Annotated in this window: 20 protein-coding genes; 9 read left to right on the forward strand and 11 right to left on the reverse strand. The window is 61.5% G+C overall.

Going from position 1 to position 18017, the window contains the following annotated elements; all coding sequences use genetic code 11:
- Positions 1 to 12 precede the first annotated feature (12 nt).
- The 4 genes from BM400_RS04650 to BM400_RS04665 all read left to right on the forward strand — a co-directional run bounded on the left by BM400_RS04650 (position 13) and on the right by BM400_RS04665 (position 4812).
- Positions 13 to 2046: a CocE/NonD family hydrolase gene (locus BM400_RS04650; protein WP_089837069.1), complete on the forward strand. Its 2034-nt coding sequence runs from the start codon at positions 13 to 15 to the stop codon at positions 2044 to 2046.
- Positions 2047 to 2232: 186 nt separating this feature from the next.
- Positions 2233 to 2847: a dephospho-CoA kinase gene (gene coaE / locus BM400_RS04655; protein ID WP_089837071.1), complete on the forward strand. Its 615-nt coding sequence runs from the start codon at positions 2233 to 2235 to the stop codon at positions 2845 to 2847.
- 166 nt (positions 2848 to 3013) lie between these two features.
- On the forward strand, positions 3014 to 4225 hold the full coding sequence (locus tag BM400_RS04660; RefSeq protein ID WP_089837073.1) for a S1C family serine protease: 1212 nt from the start codon (positions 3014 to 3016) through the stop codon (positions 4223 to 4225).
- Positions 4226 to 4272: 47 nt separating this feature from the next.
- Positions 4273 to 4812 (forward strand): hypothetical protein, encoded by a 540-nt coding sequence (locus BM400_RS04665; RefSeq protein WP_089837075.1) that lies wholly within the window; start codon positions 4273 to 4275, stop codon positions 4810 to 4812.
- 63 nt (positions 4813 to 4875) lie between these two features.
- On the opposite strand, the gene BM400_RS04670 is transcribed toward BM400_RS04665, so the two are convergent.
- Together BM400_RS04670 and BM400_RS04675 are read right to left on the reverse strand one after the other, a co-directional pair.
- Positions 4876 to 5295, reverse strand: coding sequence for a MarR family winged helix-turn-helix transcriptional regulator (locus BM400_RS04670; RefSeq protein WP_089837077.1), 420 nt, complete (start codon positions 5293 to 5295; stop codon positions 4876 to 4878).
- The gene (locus BM400_RS04675) at positions 5292 to 5615 is read right to left on the reverse strand and encodes an Ntn hydrolase family protein (protein ID WP_217644078.1); all 324 of its coding nucleotides are present in this window, start codon (positions 5613 to 5615) and stop codon (positions 5292 to 5294) included. Before BM400_RS04675 ends, BM400_RS04670 begins: the two co-directional genes overlap by 4 nt.
- A gap of 210 nt (positions 5616 to 5825) precedes the next feature.
- Between BM400_RS04675 and BM400_RS04680 the strand changes: the two genes are divergently transcribed.
- Complete coding sequence (locus tag BM400_RS04680; RefSeq protein ID WP_089837080.1) at positions 5826 to 6386, forward strand: hypothetical protein; 561 nt, start codon at positions 5826 to 5828, stop codon at positions 6384 to 6386.
- Between the two features lie 26 nt (positions 6387 to 6412).
- Positions 6413 to 7468, forward strand: a complete 1056-nt coding sequence (locus tag BM400_RS04685) for a site-2 protease family protein (RefSeq protein ID WP_245781681.1) — start codon at positions 6413 to 6415, stop codon at positions 7466 to 7468.
- Between the two features lie 137 nt (positions 7469 to 7605).
- Here BM400_RS04685 and purN read toward each other — a convergent pair whose 3' ends face one another.
- Together purN and purM are read right to left on the reverse strand one after the other, a co-directional pair.
- Complete coding sequence (gene purN, locus BM400_RS04690) at positions 7606 to 8208, reverse strand: phosphoribosylglycinamide formyltransferase (RefSeq protein ID WP_089837083.1); 603 nt, start codon at positions 8206 to 8208, stop codon at positions 7606 to 7608.
- Positions 8205 to 9308 carry a phosphoribosylformylglycinamidine cyclo-ligase gene (gene purM / locus BM400_RS04695; protein WP_089837084.1) on the reverse strand — a complete coding sequence of 368 codons (1104 nt, stop codon included), beginning with the start codon at positions 9306 to 9308 and terminating at the stop codon, positions 8205 to 8207. The genes purN and purM overlap by 4 nt, the downstream gene beginning before the upstream one ends.
- A 99-nt stretch (positions 9309 to 9407) precedes the next feature.
- On the opposite strand from purM, the gene hemL reads away from it, so the two are divergent.
- On the forward strand, positions 9408 to 10709 hold the full coding sequence (hemL, locus tag BM400_RS04700) for a glutamate-1-semialdehyde 2,1-aminomutase (protein ID WP_089837086.1): 1302 nt from the start codon (positions 9408 to 9410) through the stop codon (positions 10707 to 10709).
- 50 nt (positions 10710 to 10759) lie between these two features.
- Here the strand turns inward: hemL and BM400_RS04705 are convergent, their stop codons facing one another.
- From BM400_RS04705 to BM400_RS04730, 6 genes are all read right to left on the reverse strand, one after another.
- A complete protein-coding gene (locus BM400_RS04705) occupies positions 10760 to 12034 on the reverse strand; it encodes an MFS transporter (protein ID WP_089837088.1) in 1275 nt (424 codons plus the stop codon).
- 46 nt (positions 12035 to 12080) lie between these two features.
- Positions 12081 to 12803, reverse strand: coding sequence for a polysaccharide deacetylase family protein (locus BM400_RS04710; RefSeq protein ID WP_089837090.1), 723 nt, complete (start codon positions 12801 to 12803; stop codon positions 12081 to 12083).
- Complete coding sequence (locus tag BM400_RS04715) at positions 12803 to 13282, reverse strand: peroxiredoxin (protein ID WP_342714553.1); 480 nt, start codon at positions 13280 to 13282, stop codon at positions 12803 to 12805. The genes BM400_RS04710 and BM400_RS04715 overlap by 1 nt, the downstream gene beginning before the upstream one ends.
- Positions 13283 to 13309: 27 nt before the next feature.
- A complete protein-coding gene (locus BM400_RS04720; protein ID WP_089837092.1) occupies positions 13310 to 14353 on the reverse strand; it encodes an ACP S-malonyltransferase in 1044 nt (347 codons plus the stop codon).
- A gap of 36 nt (positions 14354 to 14389) precedes the next feature.
- The gene (locus BM400_RS04725) at positions 14390 to 14668 is read right to left on the reverse strand and encodes a hypothetical protein (RefSeq protein ID WP_089841494.1); all 279 of its coding nucleotides are present in this window, start codon (positions 14666 to 14668) and stop codon (positions 14390 to 14392) included.
- 72 nt (positions 14669 to 14740) lie between these two features.
- On the reverse strand, positions 14741 to 15403 hold the full coding sequence (locus BM400_RS04730) for a DUF4230 domain-containing protein (protein WP_089837094.1): 663 nt from the start codon (positions 15401 to 15403) through the stop codon (positions 14741 to 14743).
- 88 nt (positions 15404 to 15491) lie between these two features.
- Between BM400_RS04730 and BM400_RS22750 the strand changes: the two genes are divergently transcribed.
- Positions 15492 to 15614, forward strand: coding sequence for a hypothetical protein (locus BM400_RS22750; protein ID WP_281245485.1), 123 nt, complete (start codon positions 15492 to 15494; stop codon positions 15612 to 15614).
- Positions 15615 to 15720: 106 nt separating this feature from the next.
- Here BM400_RS22750 and BM400_RS04735 read toward each other — a convergent pair whose 3' ends face one another.
- A complete protein-coding gene (locus BM400_RS04735) occupies positions 15721 to 17388 on the reverse strand; it encodes a CTP synthase (RefSeq protein ID WP_089837096.1) in 1668 nt (555 codons plus the stop codon).
- Positions 17389 to 17496: 108 nt separating this feature from the next.
- On the opposite strand from BM400_RS04735, the gene BM400_RS04740 reads away from it, so the two are divergent.
- Positions 17497 to 17970 carry a YraN family protein gene (locus BM400_RS04740; RefSeq protein WP_089837097.1) on the forward strand — a complete coding sequence of 158 codons (474 nt, stop codon included), beginning with the start codon at positions 17497 to 17499 and terminating at the stop codon, positions 17968 to 17970.
- Positions 17971 to 18017: the final 47 nt, after the last annotated feature.

Here is an 18017-nt window from a genome sequence, read left to right on the forward strand (position 1 = left end):
GGAGTTCCCCGCATGACCGTTCGCGCCCGCCTATTCGCAGGCTTCCTGTCTTCTGCCCTCCTGCTTCCCGTAGCGCACGCCCAGCGCCCCAACGCGAATCTCACGCCCGCTGAACGCGCCACACTCATCGCCCACCGCGAAGAGATCGAAAAGCAGCTCGAAGACATCGCCATCATCGACCGCAAGGTCATGGTCCCCATGCGCGACGGCAAGCGAATGGCCACCGACATCTACCGCCCCAAGGACACGTCGAAGACCTACCCCATCATCTTCAGCCGCACACCCTACAACTTCAACTTCTGGGACGTAAAGACCGGCACCTATCGCGATATGAGCCAGGAACTCGACGCCGTCAAGCGCGGCTACGTCCTCATCGAGATGAACGAGCGCGGCCACTTCTTCTCCGAAGGCAACTACGACATCCTCGGCGCGCCCCTCACCGATGCCGATGACGAGTTCACCTGGATGGCCGGGCAGCCCTGGTCGAACAAGAAGATCGGCCTCATTGGCTGCTCCTCCACCGCCGAATGGCAGCTCGCAGCCGCCTCCCTCGGCAACAAAGCCTTGACCACGATCATCCCCCAAAGCTTCGGCGCCGGCGTCGGCAAGGTCGGCCCCTACAACGAGCAGGGAAACTGGTATCGCGGCGGCGCGGTCCAGATGCTCTTCATCGACTGGATCGCCGGCGAGCAGAATCAGGTCCGCCCCCAGTTCCCGCCCAATACCTCCCAGGCCGATCTCATCAAGGCCTCCAAACTCTTCGACCTCGCCCCGCAGCTCTCTCCCATCGACTGGGCCAAAGCCTTCGAGCACCTGCCGGAAAAGGACATCATCGCCGCCGCCGGCGGTCCCGACGGCATCTATGCGGACAAGATGCCCGTCGATACCGGCGGAGCCATGATCGAGCGCACCCCCGGCGACCCTGCCTGGCGCAAGGGCGGTCTCTGGCAGTCCGAGACCATGCCTATCAACGTCCCCGGTTTCTGGTTCATGACCTGGTACGACGTCTCCACCGGCCCCAATCTCGCTGCTTATAACTTCGTCCGCTCCACTGCCAAAGGCGAGGTCAAAGACCAGCAGTACGCCGTCATCGCCCCGACCCTGCACTGCGGCTACAAGCGCGCGACGGAGGATACGGTGGTTGGCGAGCGCCATATGGGCGACGCCCGCCTCGACTACGACGCTCTCACCTACGCCTGGTTCGATCACTTCCTCAAGGGCGAGGATAACGGCTTCCTCAAGAAGCAACCCAAGGTCACCTACTTCACCATGGGGTCGAACAAGTGGCAGCACTCCGAATCCTGGCCACCCGCCGGAGCCAAACCCGTCACCCTTCAACTCACCAGCGGAGGCAAGGCCAACACACTCAACGGCGACGGCAGGCTCGTCCTCAAGACCAAGGCCGAAGCCGCTCTGCTCCCCATCCCGGTAGAGTCCCTGAAGAAGGATCCCGCCAAGGCGAAACTCGACCTGGCTGACACCTTCACCTACGATCCCATGCACGCCACCCCCAGCTACGGCGGCAACGTCTGCTGCGCTGCCAACACCATCCAGGGCAACGGCGGCGCGCTCGACCAGCGCAAGATGGAAGCCCGTCCCGACATTCTCGTCTACACCTCCGAGCCCCTCATGGCAGGCGTAGAGGTCTCCGGCCCCATTACCGTCACCTACTACATCTCGTCGGACGTCAAAGACACCGACGTTACGGCCAAGCTCATCGACGTTCTCCCGGATGGCACGGCCTACAACCTCGACGAGACCATTCAGCGCCTCCGCTACCGCGAGGGCGACGACAAGAAGGTCTGGCTAGAAAAGGACAAGGTCTACAAGATCACCCTCACCCCCATGGTCACCAGCAACTTCTTCGCCGCCGGCCACCGCATCCGCTTGGAAGTAGCCGGAGCCAACTTCCCCCGCTTCGACCGCAACCTGAACACCGGCGGCGACAACGTCTCCGAGACCACCAGCGTCGTCGCCCACACCTCCATCCACCACTCCGACCAGTACCCCTCAACCATCACCCTCACGGTCGTTCCCACCAAATAGCTGCAAAATCAAACAGGATGGGTGCTCCATCCTGTTTGATTTCATCGAAAGCGTGGGGTCCTGCGGTCCAATCGTCCACTGCCTCTACCGTTGTCGCCGCTGTGATGTGGGTGAACGGTCGATGTTTCTATCCGTTGCGATAGGCTTGTTCGTGCCTCATGCGTTGTGAGCAGGAAGGGGAATCGGATGATCCGCATCGGCTTGACCGGCAATCTCGGCAGCGGCAAATCCACCGTCGCCACCCTCTTCCAAAAAAAAGGCACCCACATCCTCGCCTCCGACGCCATCGGTCGCGACCTCATGCAGCCCGGCCAAAGCGTTTTTGAGAAGATTGTCCAACACTTCGGCCCCGAGATCCTAACCGCAGACGGTAACCTCAATCGTCCAGCACTAGGCCGCATCGCCTTCGCCGAGGGCCGCGCTGAAGAACTCAACGCAATCGTCCACCCCGCCGTCATCGCCAAACAGATCGAACTCGCCGCCGCTCTCGAACGCGAAGACCCCCACGCCGTCCTCATCATTGAATCCGCCCTCATCTTCGAGTCCAAACACTTCGTCGCCAACAAGCGCTTCGACAAGATACTCCTCGTCACCGCCCCCGAATCCGAGAAGATAGCCCGCTTCACCCGGCGCACCGGTCTCCCCGCGGAAGAAGCACTGCGCCGCCTCGCGCTCCAGATCCCCGACGCCATCAAGCGCCCGCTGACCGACTATGTCATCGAAAACGACGGCTCCCTCGCTCACCTCGAGCAGCAGGTCGACGCCCTCTGGCCCACCCTCCAGACGCTTGCCGCCCAATAAAAAGTCGAAAATCGAAAACGCACGTCAAGGGCCAAACCGCACCAAGTCCACCGTTAACTCATTCAGATGGAAGACTTTGCGCAGAAACACCAAGGGGGAGGGTACACGCTCCAACCCCGAATCGCTACAATAAGACCCAAAGTAATGCCCGAGAAGGATCTGCCCCTTGAAGCCCACAAAACTGCGCCCTGTTCTCCTGGTCCTCGTCCTGCTCTCCGGTTTCTATTACCTCACCACGCGCGTCGGCTCCTCGGGCGCGGCCAGCCCTATCCTGCACAACCTGCTCCATCCCAGCGAAGCCCTCCACACCGCCTCGCTGAAGGGGCCCATGGGCACCTTTGAGCTTACCCAGGCCGCCGCTGCCCCCGCCTACGACACCGAAGAGCTCCAGAACATCGCCGTCTACAAGAAGGCCCTGCCCTCGGTCGTCAATATCACCTCCACCACGGTCCAGTTCGACTTCTTCTACGGCGCCGTTCCCAGCCAGGGTCAGGGATCCGGCTTCCTGCTCGACAAGCAGGGCCACATCCTCACCAACGCCCATGTCATCGAGGGCGGCCAGCGCATCGAGGTCACCCTCTCGGACAAGCACAAGTACAAGGCCACCGTGGTCCAGATCGACAAGGGCCACGACCTGGCCCTGCTCCTGATCAACGCACCCAACCTCGTCCCGGCAACCCTGTCCGAATCCACCGGCCTCACCGTCGGCCAGCGCGTCTACGCCATCGGCAACCCCTTCGGCCTCTCAGGCACCATGACGCGCGGCATCATCTCCGCCATCCGCTCCATCCGCGGCCCTCAGAACAACCCCATCGACGACGCCATCCAGACCGACGCCAGCGTCAACCCCGGCAACTCCGGTGGCCCCCTGCTCAACTCCCGCGGCGAAGTCATCGGCATCACCACGCTTATCGCCTCGAACGGCGCCGACCAGTCCTCCGGCATCGGCTTCGCCATCCCGATCAATACCGCTCGTGCCTTCATCGACGACATCGCCAAGTACGGCCGGGTCCGCCGCCCCTCGCTCGACATCTCCACCATCCCCATCGGCCCCGACATCGCCGAGCAGATCGGCCTCGCCGCCGACTACGGCATCCTCATCGAGAAGGTGCTCCCTGGCGGAGCCGCCGAACGCGCCGGCTTGAGGGGCGGCACACAGCGCGCCTACCAGGGCAACATCCCCGTCATGCTGGGCGGAGACCTGATCGTCGGCTTCGACGGCCAGGAGATCCAATCGCCGCAAGACCTCTCCGCGGCGCTGGTCAACCACCACGCTGGCGACCAGGTCACAGTCACTATCTTCCGTGGCCGGAAGAAGATGGACATCCGCGTCACCCTGAACGACGCCAAGGACAACCCCACCGGCCCAGTCGCCTGATGTATCGTAACCAAAAGTAACTACAATGCTTCTCTTCCGAGGATTGCTTGAAGCTTCGCTGGTTTTCCGCTCTGCTGCCCCTTGCCTTATGCACCGCCGTTCACGCTCAAATCGCCGCTTACGGGCTCTTGAGCATCCCCCACGTCGCGAACAACAGTGCCCAGACCACCACCTGGAACTATGGCCCCACCGTCGGGATCTACGACGACTTTCTCCACCTCGGCCCTCTGTCGCTCGGCGCTGACCTCCGTGCCGGCTTCTCGCATAACACCAATCAAAATTACCGGGACGTCCTCTTCGGAGTGCGTGTTGCCGCCAAGGCGCCCGTCCTTCCCATCAAGCCTTACATCCAGGGAGAGGTCGGCGTAGGCAGTGTAGGAGGAGGCAAGCAAACCGGTCTCTTCGCACCGAGCTACAGCAACAAGGCCACCTACGGCGTGCTGGGCGGAGTCGACATGACGATCTTGCCCCACATCGACTTCCGGGCACTGGAGCTGGGTTTCACCACCCAGAAGGGCACCGCATACCAGAACCCCTCCAACACGAACGTCTTCACCCTCAGCACCGGCATCGTGATCCGCCTTTAGCCAACGAGTCGCCGCAAAACCGGGCCCCCCACGCTCGTATTGAGATGTGGGGTGCCATCTTCCCTAAGCGTCAAATCTCCGCGTCAACATCCCATCCGCCGCCGCCGTCATCGCCCGCAGCCCCCGCCACATCGCATCCCAGTCATCCTTCCCCATGGCGCTCTGCAGCTCCGCATGAGCCCGCTTCCAGCCGATCTTCGCCCGTGCCATCAACGCACGGCCATCCTCGGTAAGAGAAGTCCCCCGCACCCATCCCTTTTTCTCCAGCAAACGAAGATTCCGTGAGAGTGTAGCCTTTTCAAAGCCCAGCGTGGCCCCCAGCGCAACCTGACTCTTCCCAGGCTGCGCCTCCACCGCTGAGAGCAGCGCAAACTGCGTCGTCTCCAGCCCAAACTCCCGGAGGTGTTGGTCGTAGCGTCGCGTCACCAACCGCGAAGCCCGCCGCACCGTGGCGCAGGCACACATCAGCTCCGGCAGGCTCATTTCGCCGCCGCCTGTCCCGGTGCATCTCCGAGCAGCCAGTGAAGGGGAGTCAGAGGACCCAGCGGCATAAAGGTGAACTCCGCATACCCAGCCTTGTCCAGCGGCAATTCTGCCGTGAGGGCCTTCGCCTCATCGACCGTCGCGCAATCCATCAGAAAGACGACACCCTTGCCGTCGCCACGCGCGTACCACTCGGAGATCTTGCCCTCGAGATAGAGCCGCACGGTGGCCTTCACCTCGTCCGGCATCAGCTTCGCGAACTCCGACCGCTGCACCCCCGGCTTGATCGTCAGAATCGCGAGAATCCGGGTTGTCTTCACGGGACCCTGAGCATGTAAACCAGCAGAGAGAAACGCGAACGAAAGAAGAACCAGCAGAAGACGCTTCATAGATGACCTCGCATGGATGTGTTGCATATACAACTATCACGACGCGGACCCAAAGCCAACAAAATCCGTGACATCTCCCCCGAAGCCTTTATGCTTGGAACTCAGCCCGCATCCATCCCTTCCGCACCCGAGAGACACGCAATGTCCGACCTGAACTTCGATCGCGCAGAATACACTGCCAGTCCGACCATCGTTCCGCCTGAAGCGCCGATCCCCGAGTACTACCGGTCAAATACCGGCGACAACGCAGCCTTTCTGAAGGCAATCGTCTTCGGCATTGGCGGAGCCATCCTCGGCAGCCTGCTCTACGCGGCGTTTTCGATCGCCACGCACATCGAGATCGGCTACATGGCGATCGGCGTGGCCTTTCTGGTCGGGAAGGCGATGATGCTTGGCTCCGGGCAGCGCGGAGGTCGCAACTACCAGATCGCCGCCGCGATCCTCACCTATCTCTCGGTCTCCGGCGCTGCCGTCCCGGAGATACTCTGGAGCCTGCATAAGGGGGAGGGAGGCATCGGCCATATCTCCGCGCGTGGCTACCTTATCCTGGCCCGCTACGGCGTCGCCTCGCCCTTCCTGGAACTGACGGATGGCGTCAACGGCATCATCGGTATCTTTATCCTGGTCATTGGCATTCGCGCCGCGTGGCGGATCACGTCTTCGAACTCGAACACAGCGCACCATCCGTTCTCCGCGTCCTGATCCCCAAGCGTCGGATCGAATAAACTGTGAGTCAGCAGTCAATTCACCAGGAACGCCAGGCGCATATCGCAACCCCGACCCTCATCGACGCACCCGCACCGGTCACCAACTGCCCGGATTGCTCTCTGTGGCTTCCTCCGGGCACGCTCGCCTGCCCGGACTGCCACGCGATCACCTACGCCCGCTATCTCAACGGCCTCGCCCAGACCGCGACCGCGCAGGAGCAGGCTTCGGACTGGATCGGTGCTCGCCAGACCTGGCATCAGGCCCTGGCCTGGCTGCCGCCGGAGACCAAGCAGTCCCAGGCCATTACCGCGCATCTTGCGCAACTCGACGCCCAGGCCAAGGCCGTCACCGACCAGAAGGCGAAGTGGACCAAGCGCCTCGGCCCGCTCGCTCCGGTCGTTTTCTTTCTGCTCAAGATCAAGTCGTTGCTCTTCTCGGCGAAGTTTCTCTTTAGCTTTCTGGCCTTCTTCGGCTTCTATTGGGCCATCTTCGGATGGAAGTTCGGCCTCGGCTTCACGCTCGGTATCCTCATTCACGAGAGCGGTCATTACATCACCGCGCGCCGCAAGGGGCTCAAGGTAGACCTTCCGATCTTCCTGCCGGGCTTTGGAGCGTACGTCCGCTGGTACAACCAGGGCGTCTCGCTGGAAACCCTTTCGCAGATCGCACTCGCTGGCCCGCTCTATGGCCTGTTCGTGGCCATCGCCTGCCTCGGGCTTGCCTGGAAGACGGGGAATGCCCTTTTCCTCGCACTTGCCTATACAACGGCCTTCCTGAACACGCTGAACCTGATCCCTCTGCTTGGCCTCGATGGCGCACAGGCGACTTACGCGCTCAACCGGCTGCAGCGTGTGCTGATCACGGCGACGAGCATCCTGCTCTTTCTCTTCCTGCGCGAATGGGTCTACTTGGCCATCGCGGCCGGTATGGGCTGGCGTACCTTCACGGGCGTCGCTCCCGAGGAGCCGAGCAAACGAGGCATGATTGTCTTCACGCTTCTGCTCTTTGCCCTGGCCGTCGTCATGTGGGCCGCCCCGGATGCCTCACGCGGCCCTTACGGTATGCACCCGCGCTAGAGTTTCCAAGAACAGGGCATCAGGGACAAAAAAATGAAAGCTGATAGAAACAAGCAAACGCGGAGCCATCGAAAGAGCCAGGCTCCTGCTTGTTGCTGATCCGGCCCTTTGTTTTTCCTTGTGAGAGAAGCCTTTTTTTAAGCCCGGATATATCGACGGCCAACCACCGTGTACTGTCCGCTGATCACGCGCGCAATCGCCTCGGGGTAAGCCTGGTGCTCTTCTACCAGAATCCGGGCCGCCAGCGTTGCCGGTGTATCCGCGTCCAGCACTTCGACCGTGCGTTGCAGCACGATCACGCCATGATCCACAGCCTCATCGACGAAGTGGACGGTGCATCCGGCGAACTTCACGCCATATTCGAGAGCGGCCTTCTGCACATCGAGCCCCGCGAATGAAGGCAGCAGGGAAGGATGGATATTCAGAATCGCCTGGGGAAACGCGGCGATAAACGCCGGGGTCAGCACACGCATATAGCCGGCGAGCACCACCAGCTCCACCCCAAAGCTCTTCAACGCTGCAATCACCGCCGCATCATGCTCGGCGCGCGGTACGCCCTTGGAGACGATGCACCGTGCGGGCAGGCCCATCTCCCGCGCGATCTCCAGCCCGACCGCATCTTCGCGGTTCGCGATCACGACCGCAATCTCGCAGTCGCGCAGTGTGCCTTCCTTGATCGCCTGTGCGATGGCCGAAAAGTTTGACCCGCGTCCGCTCAGCAAAACTCCCAGCCGTGTCATCCCGTGTAGCTGACCTTCCGCTCGCCCCGCGTAATCCGTCCGATGATCGAATGACGCTCGTTCGCACGATTCAGGATGGCCTTGGCTTTCTTCACCTTGTCGGCCGGTACCACGCAGATCAGCCCGATGCCCATGTTGAAGGTCCTGAGCATCTCGTCCTGTGCAACATTGCCAAGCTCACGCATATGCTCGAACAGGGGAGGCACCGTCCACGACGCAAGATCGACGAGAGCACCCATGCCCTTCGGGAGAATGCGCGGCAGGTTCTCGGTAATGCCGCCACCCGTGATGTGCGCCATGCCGCTCACTAGGTCGCCACTGCAAAGCTTCTTGATGATCGCCAGATAGCTGCGATGCGTCCGCATCAGCGCCGCGCCGGTCTTGTCCTTCAGCTCGTTCACATACTGGTCCGGCCCATATCCAGCCACTTCAAAAAGCAGCTTCCGCGCCAGTGAATAGCCGTTCGTATGTAGACCGTTTGAGGGCAGGCCGATCAGGACGTCGCCTACCTCAATCGTCGAGCCTGTAATGATCTTGTCGCGGTTGACCGCGCCCACGATAAACCCTGCAAGATCGTACTCGCCATCTGCGTAGAAGCCCGGCATCTGGGCCGTCTCGCCACCGATCAGCGCACAGCCATTGGCCTTGCACGCATCCGAGAGACCCTGAACGACCGTTTCAATGACTAACGGATCGATAGCGCCCGAGGCGAGGTAGTCGAGAAAAAACAGAGGTGTCGCACCCTGCACGGCGATGTCGTTCACGCAGTGGTTGACAAGATCCTGCCCAACGGTATGGTGGATACCGAGCTCGAAGGCGACCTTCAGCTTAGTTCCCACGCCGTCTGCGCTTGAGACCAGGACAGGGTTCGAAAACTTTTCCAGGTCGAGGCCGAACAGCCCGCCAAAGCCGCCGATCTCGCTCAACACGTTCTTGTTGAAGGTCTTGCGCGCCAGCATCTTGATGCGCTGCTTGCTGCGATCTCCACTGGAAATATCGACGCCCGCGTCGGCATAGCTGATGGAAGCTCGCTTGGCTGGCGCTGCGGCCTTCGCGGCTTTCTTGGTGGCTGATGGGGTGGGCTGCTTCTCGTCCGGCAAAGATCATGCTCCAAGGTCAGAGTTTGGGAAGGGCCAAAGCACAAGTCTAGCAGTTCAGCTTTCAACAGCCTGTGGGCGGTGCTGAATATACTTGAAGAGATGCCTTTGCCTACCCGAATCCTCGCCCGTTCCCGAGCTCTCCAGCAGCGCGCCGAATCCTTTCTCCCAGGCGGCGTCGACTCGCCTGTCCGGGCCTTTCGCGCCGTCGGCGGCGATCCACCCTTCGTCGAACGCGCCGAGGGAGCCTTTCTCTGGGATGTGGACGGCAACCGCTACCTCGATTTCTTCGGGTCCTGGGGGCCGATGATCCAGGGGCACGCCTTCCCGCCGGTCGTCGAGGCTATCCAGAACGCGGCCACCCGCGGAGCCAGCTTCGGAGCCTCCCACGCGGGAGAGGCCAACCTCGCCGAGCTCGTGCAGCGCTGCTTCCCGTCCATCGAAAAGCTCCGCTTCGTCAGCTCCGGCACCGAGGCCTGCATGTCCGCCATCCGGCTGGCGCGCGGCTTCACGGGGCGCAAGTTCGTCCTCAAGTTCGAGGGCTGCTACCACGGCCACGCTGACGCCCTGCTCGTCAAAGCGGGCTCCGGCGTCGCGACCTTCGGGATACCCGGCTCAGCCGGCGTCCCCGAGGAGACCGCGATGCACACCCTCGCGCTCCCCTACAACGATCTGGCTGCGGTCGAGCAGGCCTTCGCCACCCATCCCGGCCAGATCGCCTGCATCATCGTCGAGCCGGTCGTCGGCAACGCCGGAACCATCCTTCCCGCCACCGGCTACCTCGAAGGCCTCCGCGCGCTGGCGACCGAGCACGGCGCTCTGCTCATCCTCGACGAGGTCATGACCGGCTTCCGCCTCTCGCTGGGTGGCGCACAAGAGCTCTTCAGCATCCGGCCGGACCTGACAACCCTCGGCAAGATCGTAGGCGGAGGCCTTCCCGTAGGCGCCTTTGGCGGCCGCGCCGAAGTCATGGATTTTCTCGCCCCCCTCGGCCCCGTCTATCAGGCTGGAACTCTCTCCGGCAACCCGCTGGCGATGGCCGCCGGAATCAGCCAGCTCCAGCACCTCATCGACCACGCAGACGTCATCTACCCCAAGCTGGAAGCCACCACCAAAGCCATCGCGACGGGAGTCGAAGCCCTGGCCCATGCGGCTGGAATCCCACTGACCACCAACCGCATCGGCTCGATGTTCACCTGGTTCTTCACCGGGCAGCCGGTGAACGACTTCGAAGACGCCGCCACCTCCGATACCGCAGCCTTCGCACGCTTCCACCGCGCGATGCTCGACGCTGGAGTCTGGCTCCCGCCCTCGCAGTACGAGGCAGCTTTCATCTCCACCGCACACGGTACCGACGAGATAGAGTTCACGCTTGCCGCTGCTCGACAGGCTTTCAGCCTGTAAGTCCTCCACTCAGGTCTCACTGTTGAGTCCTGGGTGGAGGCAGTCCGAAGTTACGCGGCAGTCACTTCCTGGGGCTCCATCCAAAGCTTCCCCACGCCAATCAGCAGCACAAGCATTACCGCGCAAACTGCAAACACATTTCGCACGCCGATCCACTTCGCCAGAAACCCCGACAGCACCAACCCCGAAACCTGTGCTGTCGAAATAAACGACATTACCGTAGACCCCACGCGCCCCATCAGCTCGGGAGGCGTCTCCTGCTGGATCATCGCCTGCGAAGGCACAATAATCCCCGCCACCGAGAACCCGATGATAAGATCCCCCAGCAGCGTCGACCACACCTGCGGGACGAACGTCAGAAGCACAAGCCCAGCCGCAATCCCACCAAGTCCCGAGTACACCAGGAGGGAATTCTTCACGTTCTTCGCAAACGCATTCAGCGTATTCATCCCCACGAGAATGCCCAGTCCAATCGCTCCCGAAGCATACCCAAACACGCGCGTCGAAGCATGCAGGCTATCCCGCACATAGATGGCGATCAGCGGGCCAAAGCACGCCAGCACAAAGATTCCGGCAGCCAGCGAGAGCAGTACGAACAGCAATCCGGCATGGTGGAAGATGAACGAAAACCCCACCTTCATATCGCGCCCAATCCGCGCCACGCCCTTGACCTCTTCCTCCAGCGTCTCGGCGGCGGTATGCACCGGAGGAGCCTCCACTTTGCCAAGCGCGACCGTCGCAATCAGGCATCCCGAAGCCACAAAGCTTGCGGCATCCGCCCAGTAGCAGACGTTCGCCCCAAAGCTCGCCACCAGCAGAGCCGCAACGGTCGGGCCCACGATCCGCATGACGAACATGACCTGCTGCATCAGAGCATTCGCTGATCGCAGCCCGCTGAACGGCACCAGCGAGCGAATCGCCACGCCCTGCGCTGGCCCAAAGAAGCTCGACACCACGCTGATTGCGGCCAGCACGAGGTAAAAGTGCATCATGCTCGTCGCAAACAGAAGCAGAAGCACAAGCCCTGCGCGCGCGAAGTCGCTCCCCACCATCGTCGGCTTGAGCGGCCAGCGATCCACGAAGACGCCGGCGATTACGCCAAGCACCGCAATCGGCGCAAGATACGCGATCTGTACCGCCGTCACCTGCTGCGGATTCGCCGCCAACTTGAACGTCAGGATGCCGATCACGGCAAACAGTGCCAGAAAGTCCCCAAAGTTCGAGACAATCTGCGCGTACCAGAGACGGCGCATCGCCGGAATGCGCAGAACCTCGGCCATGGACATCATGGCGGGCGGAGCCGCAGGAGTAGGTGTGGAGGCCATGGGTGTTTGAGTATCTTAGCGCGTGCCGGGATTCGCAGAATACAACTCAACCCCAGGCATCCACCCCAACCATCCGAATCCTTCGTTCCGCACACCTCGTCAACAAGGTGTCCACCATCTCCACCGTAGGCAGCCGGTCTGCTCCACCAAGCACCCGGTCCCACCCATCGTGCAGCACCACATTCGTACTCTTGCCGCTGCGCTGAGCGCGCCGAATCCCGGCCTTTACCCGCTCCTCCAGCACCCTCGCGGTGTACGGGTTCCAATCACCCACAATCACGTTCCACTGCACTGGGACCATACCCAACTCCCGCGCATACCGGACCACATAAGGCCGACGAGCCCCATGCGGAGCCCGAAAGTACCGCACCGGTTCTCCGAGCACATCCTCAATGACCTTGTTGCACCCCGCGAGCTCCTCGCGAATCCGCGCATGCGTCTGGATGTGCAGCCACGGATGGGTCATCGTGTGATTTCCCACGATATGCCCCGCCGCCCGGATGGCCCGCACCACCTCCGGCTGCTGCTTTACAAACCCGCCGATCACAAAGAACGTAGCCTTCGCCTGATGCCTGGCCAACACATCCAGCAGACGCATCGTCGTATCGCCGTTGGGCCCGTCGTCGAAGGTCAGCGCCACCTCGTTCGGATCGTTCCCCGCGATCAGTGTCTGCCCAAAAAGCTGCGACCCCGCCGAGAGAGCTCCGTACGTCCCCAGTCCTCCCGCCGCGACGGCCACCCCCGCCACGGCTCCCGCGATGCCCAGCATTACTTTGCCTTCTTCAGCAGCTCGAGAACCTCTTCCGCGTGTCCAGCCGGCTTCACATCCGGATAGATATGCAGCAGCTTCTGCCCCTCGCCCTTATCCGCCGAGATGATGTAGGTCGTTCTCTTCACGCCCTTCACGATCTTGCCGTACATGTTCTTCGGTTGAACCAGATCGTACCGGTTGATCAGCTCCATCTCCGGATCCGCAAGCAGCATGTAGGGCAGGGAATACTTGGTCTGGAACTTCTTCTGCGCCTTCACGTCGTCGCGCGAGATCCCAAGCACGACAGCTCCAGCCGCCTTCAGCTTCTCGAACGTATCGCGGAAGCCGCATGCTTCAATCGTGCAGCCCGGTGTATCCGCGCGAGGATAGAAGAACAGCACCACCGGAGAGTTCTTGAAATCGGAGAGCGACACCGTCTCGCCATCCTGGTTTTGAAGCGTGAAATCCTCAACGATATCGCCAGCCTGCATAGCCATGGAAGTCTCTTTCCTTCGAAGTACGGGTTAGGTGGCCGAAGTCTCGGTCAACGCGGCCAATGTCTTTTCCAGTGAAGCCGAATCTTCCACATTCGAGGTAGCCTGTGTCCGGTCGATCTGCCGCATCAAGCCGCTCAGTACCTTGCCGGGACCGACCTCGATAAACCGCGTGGCGCCCTGCTGGATCAGCCCCTGGATGCACTCCACCCAGCGAACCGAACCCGTCACCTGCCGGATCAGGCAGTCGCGAATATCCGAGCGCCGCGTCAGCAGTCGCGCATCCACATTGCACATCACCGGAAACGCCGGATCGAGCACAACCACTGCCTCCAGATCCGTCGCCAGCCGGTCCTGCGCCAGCTGCATCAGCGCGCAATGGAAGGGGGCACTGACGGGCAGCATGACAGTGCGCTTGGCTCCTGCCGCCTTGCATAACTCGGCAGCGCGTTCCACAGCCGCCTTCGCTCCCGAGATCACCGTCTGGTCGGGCGAGTTCAGGTTTGCCGGCGACACGATCGCACGCGCCACAATCGCACGCTCCAGGTGCGATTCCGAAGGAGTGGTATCCGTGCCCGGTACCTCGGAGACCTCGTCGCCAACCTCTGCACAGATGTCGTTGATCCGCTCCGCAGGGAGGCCAAGAATAGCGGCCATCGCCCCCTCGCCGGCAGGCACCGCCTCCTGCATATACCGGCCCCGGTTCTTCACCGTGCGGACTGCCTCGGCAAACGAGAACGTGCCCGCAGCGACATGCGCGGAGTACTCTCCCAACGAGTGTCCCGCAGCGAACGCAGGGGGCATTCCGAGCGGAGCCAGTGCCTCGGCCAGCACGCGATAGGCAGCGACCGAAACCGTCAAAATGGCAGGTTGCGTATTTTCCGTCAGGCGAAGGTCTTCGTCCGGTCCCTCGAAGATCAGCTTAGAAAGCGAGAATCCAAGTGCCTCGTCGGCCTCGTCGAACACAGCGCGCGCCGAAGGGAAGCGGTCATAGAGGTCGCGCCCCATGCCAACTGTCTGGGAGCCCTGTCCGGGAAAGAGAAGTGCGAGTTTCTGCGTGTCAGGTAAAGTCATCGGCTTCGATGGTAAACCAAGCCACTGAAACAGTGTCTAGGTCCCGACCCCGAACTCCATCTCCTGCTCGTCGCCGGAGTGTGCATAGAAGTCGTACGGCGTACGCCGCTTGAACTTGTATCGAATGCGAAGCTCGCGGCCGACGATAACGCCCAGCGCGACCGCGCCCACGCCCGCGGAGATCAAGGCGGCCGTACGCAGCAGACTGCTCTCCGGTTCCGACTCCGGGTCAGAAACGGCCACGGGGGCCGGAGAAAGGGAATCGGCGTCATCCGGAGCGGCGTCGAACAGGCGGAATGGAAAGAGGGACTTCATGGCAAGCATCATAACGCAACTCCCTTTACCCCTGCTGGCTTCCTGTCAGACGCGTCTGACAGGGGGATGTCACTACTCGACATCCACCTGGTTGAATCCGAACGAATAGAGCAAAGTCGTCACCGTGGCCCGCGCATTCTTCCGCGCCGTATCCAGAATCCCATCCGAAAGCGCTGCCTTCTGCAACTGGTCCTGCGCCTTGGCCCGCGTCTCCGACTCCAGATTCTGATCCACCGGAACCAGCAACCCTGTCGACCGCGCATATACCCGCGTGTGCTGGTTATCGATCGTCGTGACGAACATCTCCGAAGGAGGCAGCGTCATCTTGATCGACCTTCCCGAAGGGGACTCAGTGATTTTGACGTCCTCCGGCTTCAGCTTCGAGAGGTCGATCCCTGCGATCGACTGTCCATGCACAACGAGTAGAAGACGGTCGCCCGTCAGCAGATCCGGAAACATCGGGCTGGACTTGTTGCCCTCGACGACCGTATCCAGCGAGTACACCACCGACTCCAGCCGGCTGAGCCGCTGCACCTTCTCAACGATAGTTGGAACGGAGGTGTCATAGGTCGTGGCGCGTCCGGTAATCAGCGTAGCGATCCGTCCGAGCGGACCGGTCGTCGCATTCCGCAGAAACACAGCCAAAGCGACCGCGCCCAGCACCAGCGCGAGCAGAAAAGCGATAAAGGTGCCGGAAGAACCCCGGTCACGGTCATAGTTGTACTGCGTCGTCATAGTCGTACTCGTTTCCTAAGGGGTCAGATGCAAGGATACGGGATCGCGTCCCCTTCACCGATCCGGAGGGGTAAGGAAGACTTTCGTCATGAAAGTGACGCCCGAAATTCTCGACGAAATGCACCGCAAGCACAAGGAAAAGGTGGTTGCTGAGGGAACGACTTCGAGAGCGCTCAGCCTGCTGAGGGATAGAGCTTTCGAAGGCGCGTGAGAATTCCTAATTTGGTTGTATAGAAATTCCCACGCGTCTTGTCGGAACATGCCTCGGTCACCGCGTTCGCTATGAATCCTGGATCGCAAGAGGCATGATTTTCTGATCAGCCGACGACGATATTCTCCGCCGAACCCTTCTCCCGAACCCTCTCGCCGCCATTCTTATAGCTGGCCCCGATAAAGTCCTTGAACAGTGGGTGCGGCTCCAACGGCTTCGACTTGAACTCAGGATGGAACTGGCAGCCCAGGAAGAACGGATGCCCCGGAATCTCCACGATCTCGACGTAAGTGGCATCCGGGGTCGTTCCCGTCAGCCTCAGCCCGCCGCCCGTCAACACCGCCTCATACTCGCGGTTGAACTCGTACCGGTGCCGGTGCCGCTCGGAGATCTCCGTCGATCCATACGCCTTGTGCGCCAACGAATCCGGCTCCAGCACGCAGGCCCACGCGCCCAGACGCATGGTCCCGCCCATCTCTTCGACGCCAGTCAGCTCACGCAGCTTGTAGATGATCCGGTGCGGTGTAGCCGGGTCGAACTCTCCCGAATTCGCATCCTTCAGACCGCAAACGTTCCGCGCATACTCAATGCAGGCGGTCTGCATGCCGAGGCAGATTCCGAAGTAAGGAACCTTCTGCTCACGCGCATATCGGATCGCATTCAACATGCCTTCAATGCCGCGCTTGCCGAACCCGCCCGGAACCAGAATGCCGTCGAAGCCGGCGAGCTGGCTCTCGTACGCCTTATTGCGCTTGCCATCTTCGTCCCGCGTCTCCAGACCCTCGGCCTCAATCCACGTCACGCGCAGCTTCAGGTTGTGTGCCAGTGCTCCGTGAACCAGAGCTTCCTTGAGCGACTTGTAGCTGTCCTCGTACTCCACGTACTTGCCGACGATGCCGATTGAAACCTCATCCGTCGGGTTGTAGGCGCGATACACGATGTCCTGCCACTTCGAAAGATCCGCCGGCTTGGTCTCCAGCCGCAGATACTTCAGCGCGAGCGTATCCACGTGCTGCTCGGCGAGGTTCAACGGTACCTCGTAGATCGAGGGCACATCCCGCGCAATGACCACGGCGGCCTCTTCCACGTTGCAGAACGCGGCGATCTTCGAGCGCATCTCGCGCGGCACCGCGCGGTCGCTGCGGCAAAGCAGGATATCCGGCTGGATACCGATCGAGAGCATCTCCTTCACCGAGTGCTGCGTCGGCTTGGTCTTCAGCTCCTGGGCCGCGGCAATCCAAGGCACCAGCGTCATGTGGACGAAGCAGGTATTCTCGCGCCCCAGCTCCTGCCGCATCTGCCGGATCGCCTCGAGGAAGGGAAGCGACTCGATATCGCCCACCGTTCCGCCGATCTCCACCAGCGCAACCTCGCAATCGGCTGCAACGCGCCGCATGGCGTTCTTGATCTCGTTCGTTACGTGCGGAATCACCTGGACGGTCTTGCCCAGGTAGTCGCCGCGTCGTTCCTTGGTGATGATCTGCTCGTAGATCCGCCCCGTCGTCAGGTTGTTATCGCGCGTCAGCTTGGCGTGCGTGAACCGCTCGTAGTGGCCCAGATCGAGATCCGTCTCCGCTCCGTCGTCCGTGACAAAGACCTCGCCATGTTGAAACGGCGACATGGTCCCGGGATCGACGTTCAGGTACGGGTCGAACTTCATGATGTTGATCTTGATGCCGCGCGCCTCGAGCAGGCAGCCAATGGAGGCTGCGGCGAGACCTTTCCCCAGGGAAGACACGACGCCGCCCGTTACAAAGATGTACTTTGCAGACATGTCCGCGACCTCTTTAAATGTGTTTTGGTTTTGTGCAGTGTGGGCACGGTTAAGTATCGCAGGGTCAGGGCGTGGAAGCAACCGGTGCCAGGAGGTAAGATTTCCGCAATGATCCCGTGGCCTGTGCAAGAGTGGGGAATTCGCCGTCTGGATGCGCTTGCTGCCCGCTTCGGACGGCCCACAGGGCTGCCCGCGCACCTCGAGACCGGCCTACGCGGTGAACGCGAGGCTTTCTTCTACCTCCGCCGCGTGGGAGACACGGTTGTGGCGCGTCGCTGGACCAGCGCCAAAGTCCGGGGAGACGTCGATCTTATTGCCTGGAGCGGGCAAACCCTTTGTTTTGTAGAAGTCAAAGCGCGCACGGCCCGCGACCCCTTCACCGCGGAGTCAGCCGTGGACCGCTCCAAACGCGAGCAACTCCGTCGCCTTGTCAACGTCTATCTGAAGGCGTTCGAGGAGCCGGCTCGCGACCGGATTGAGGTCCGATTCGATGTGCTGTCGGTCTACTTGCTTCCAGGCGGCCCGGAGTTCGAGCGTCTGGAAGGCGCGTTTGGCTGGTATGAACGATCCAATCGCTCGTAGGGCTGGTAAAGGGCGCAAGGGATCAATCCGTCTTGCGCCGGTGTCTA

Origin of the sequence: Granulicella pectinivorans (genome assembly GCF_900114625.1) — a bacterium.
Classification (GTDB): Bacteria; Acidobacteriota; Terriglobia; order Terriglobales; family Acidobacteriaceae; genus Edaphobacter; species Edaphobacter pectinivorans.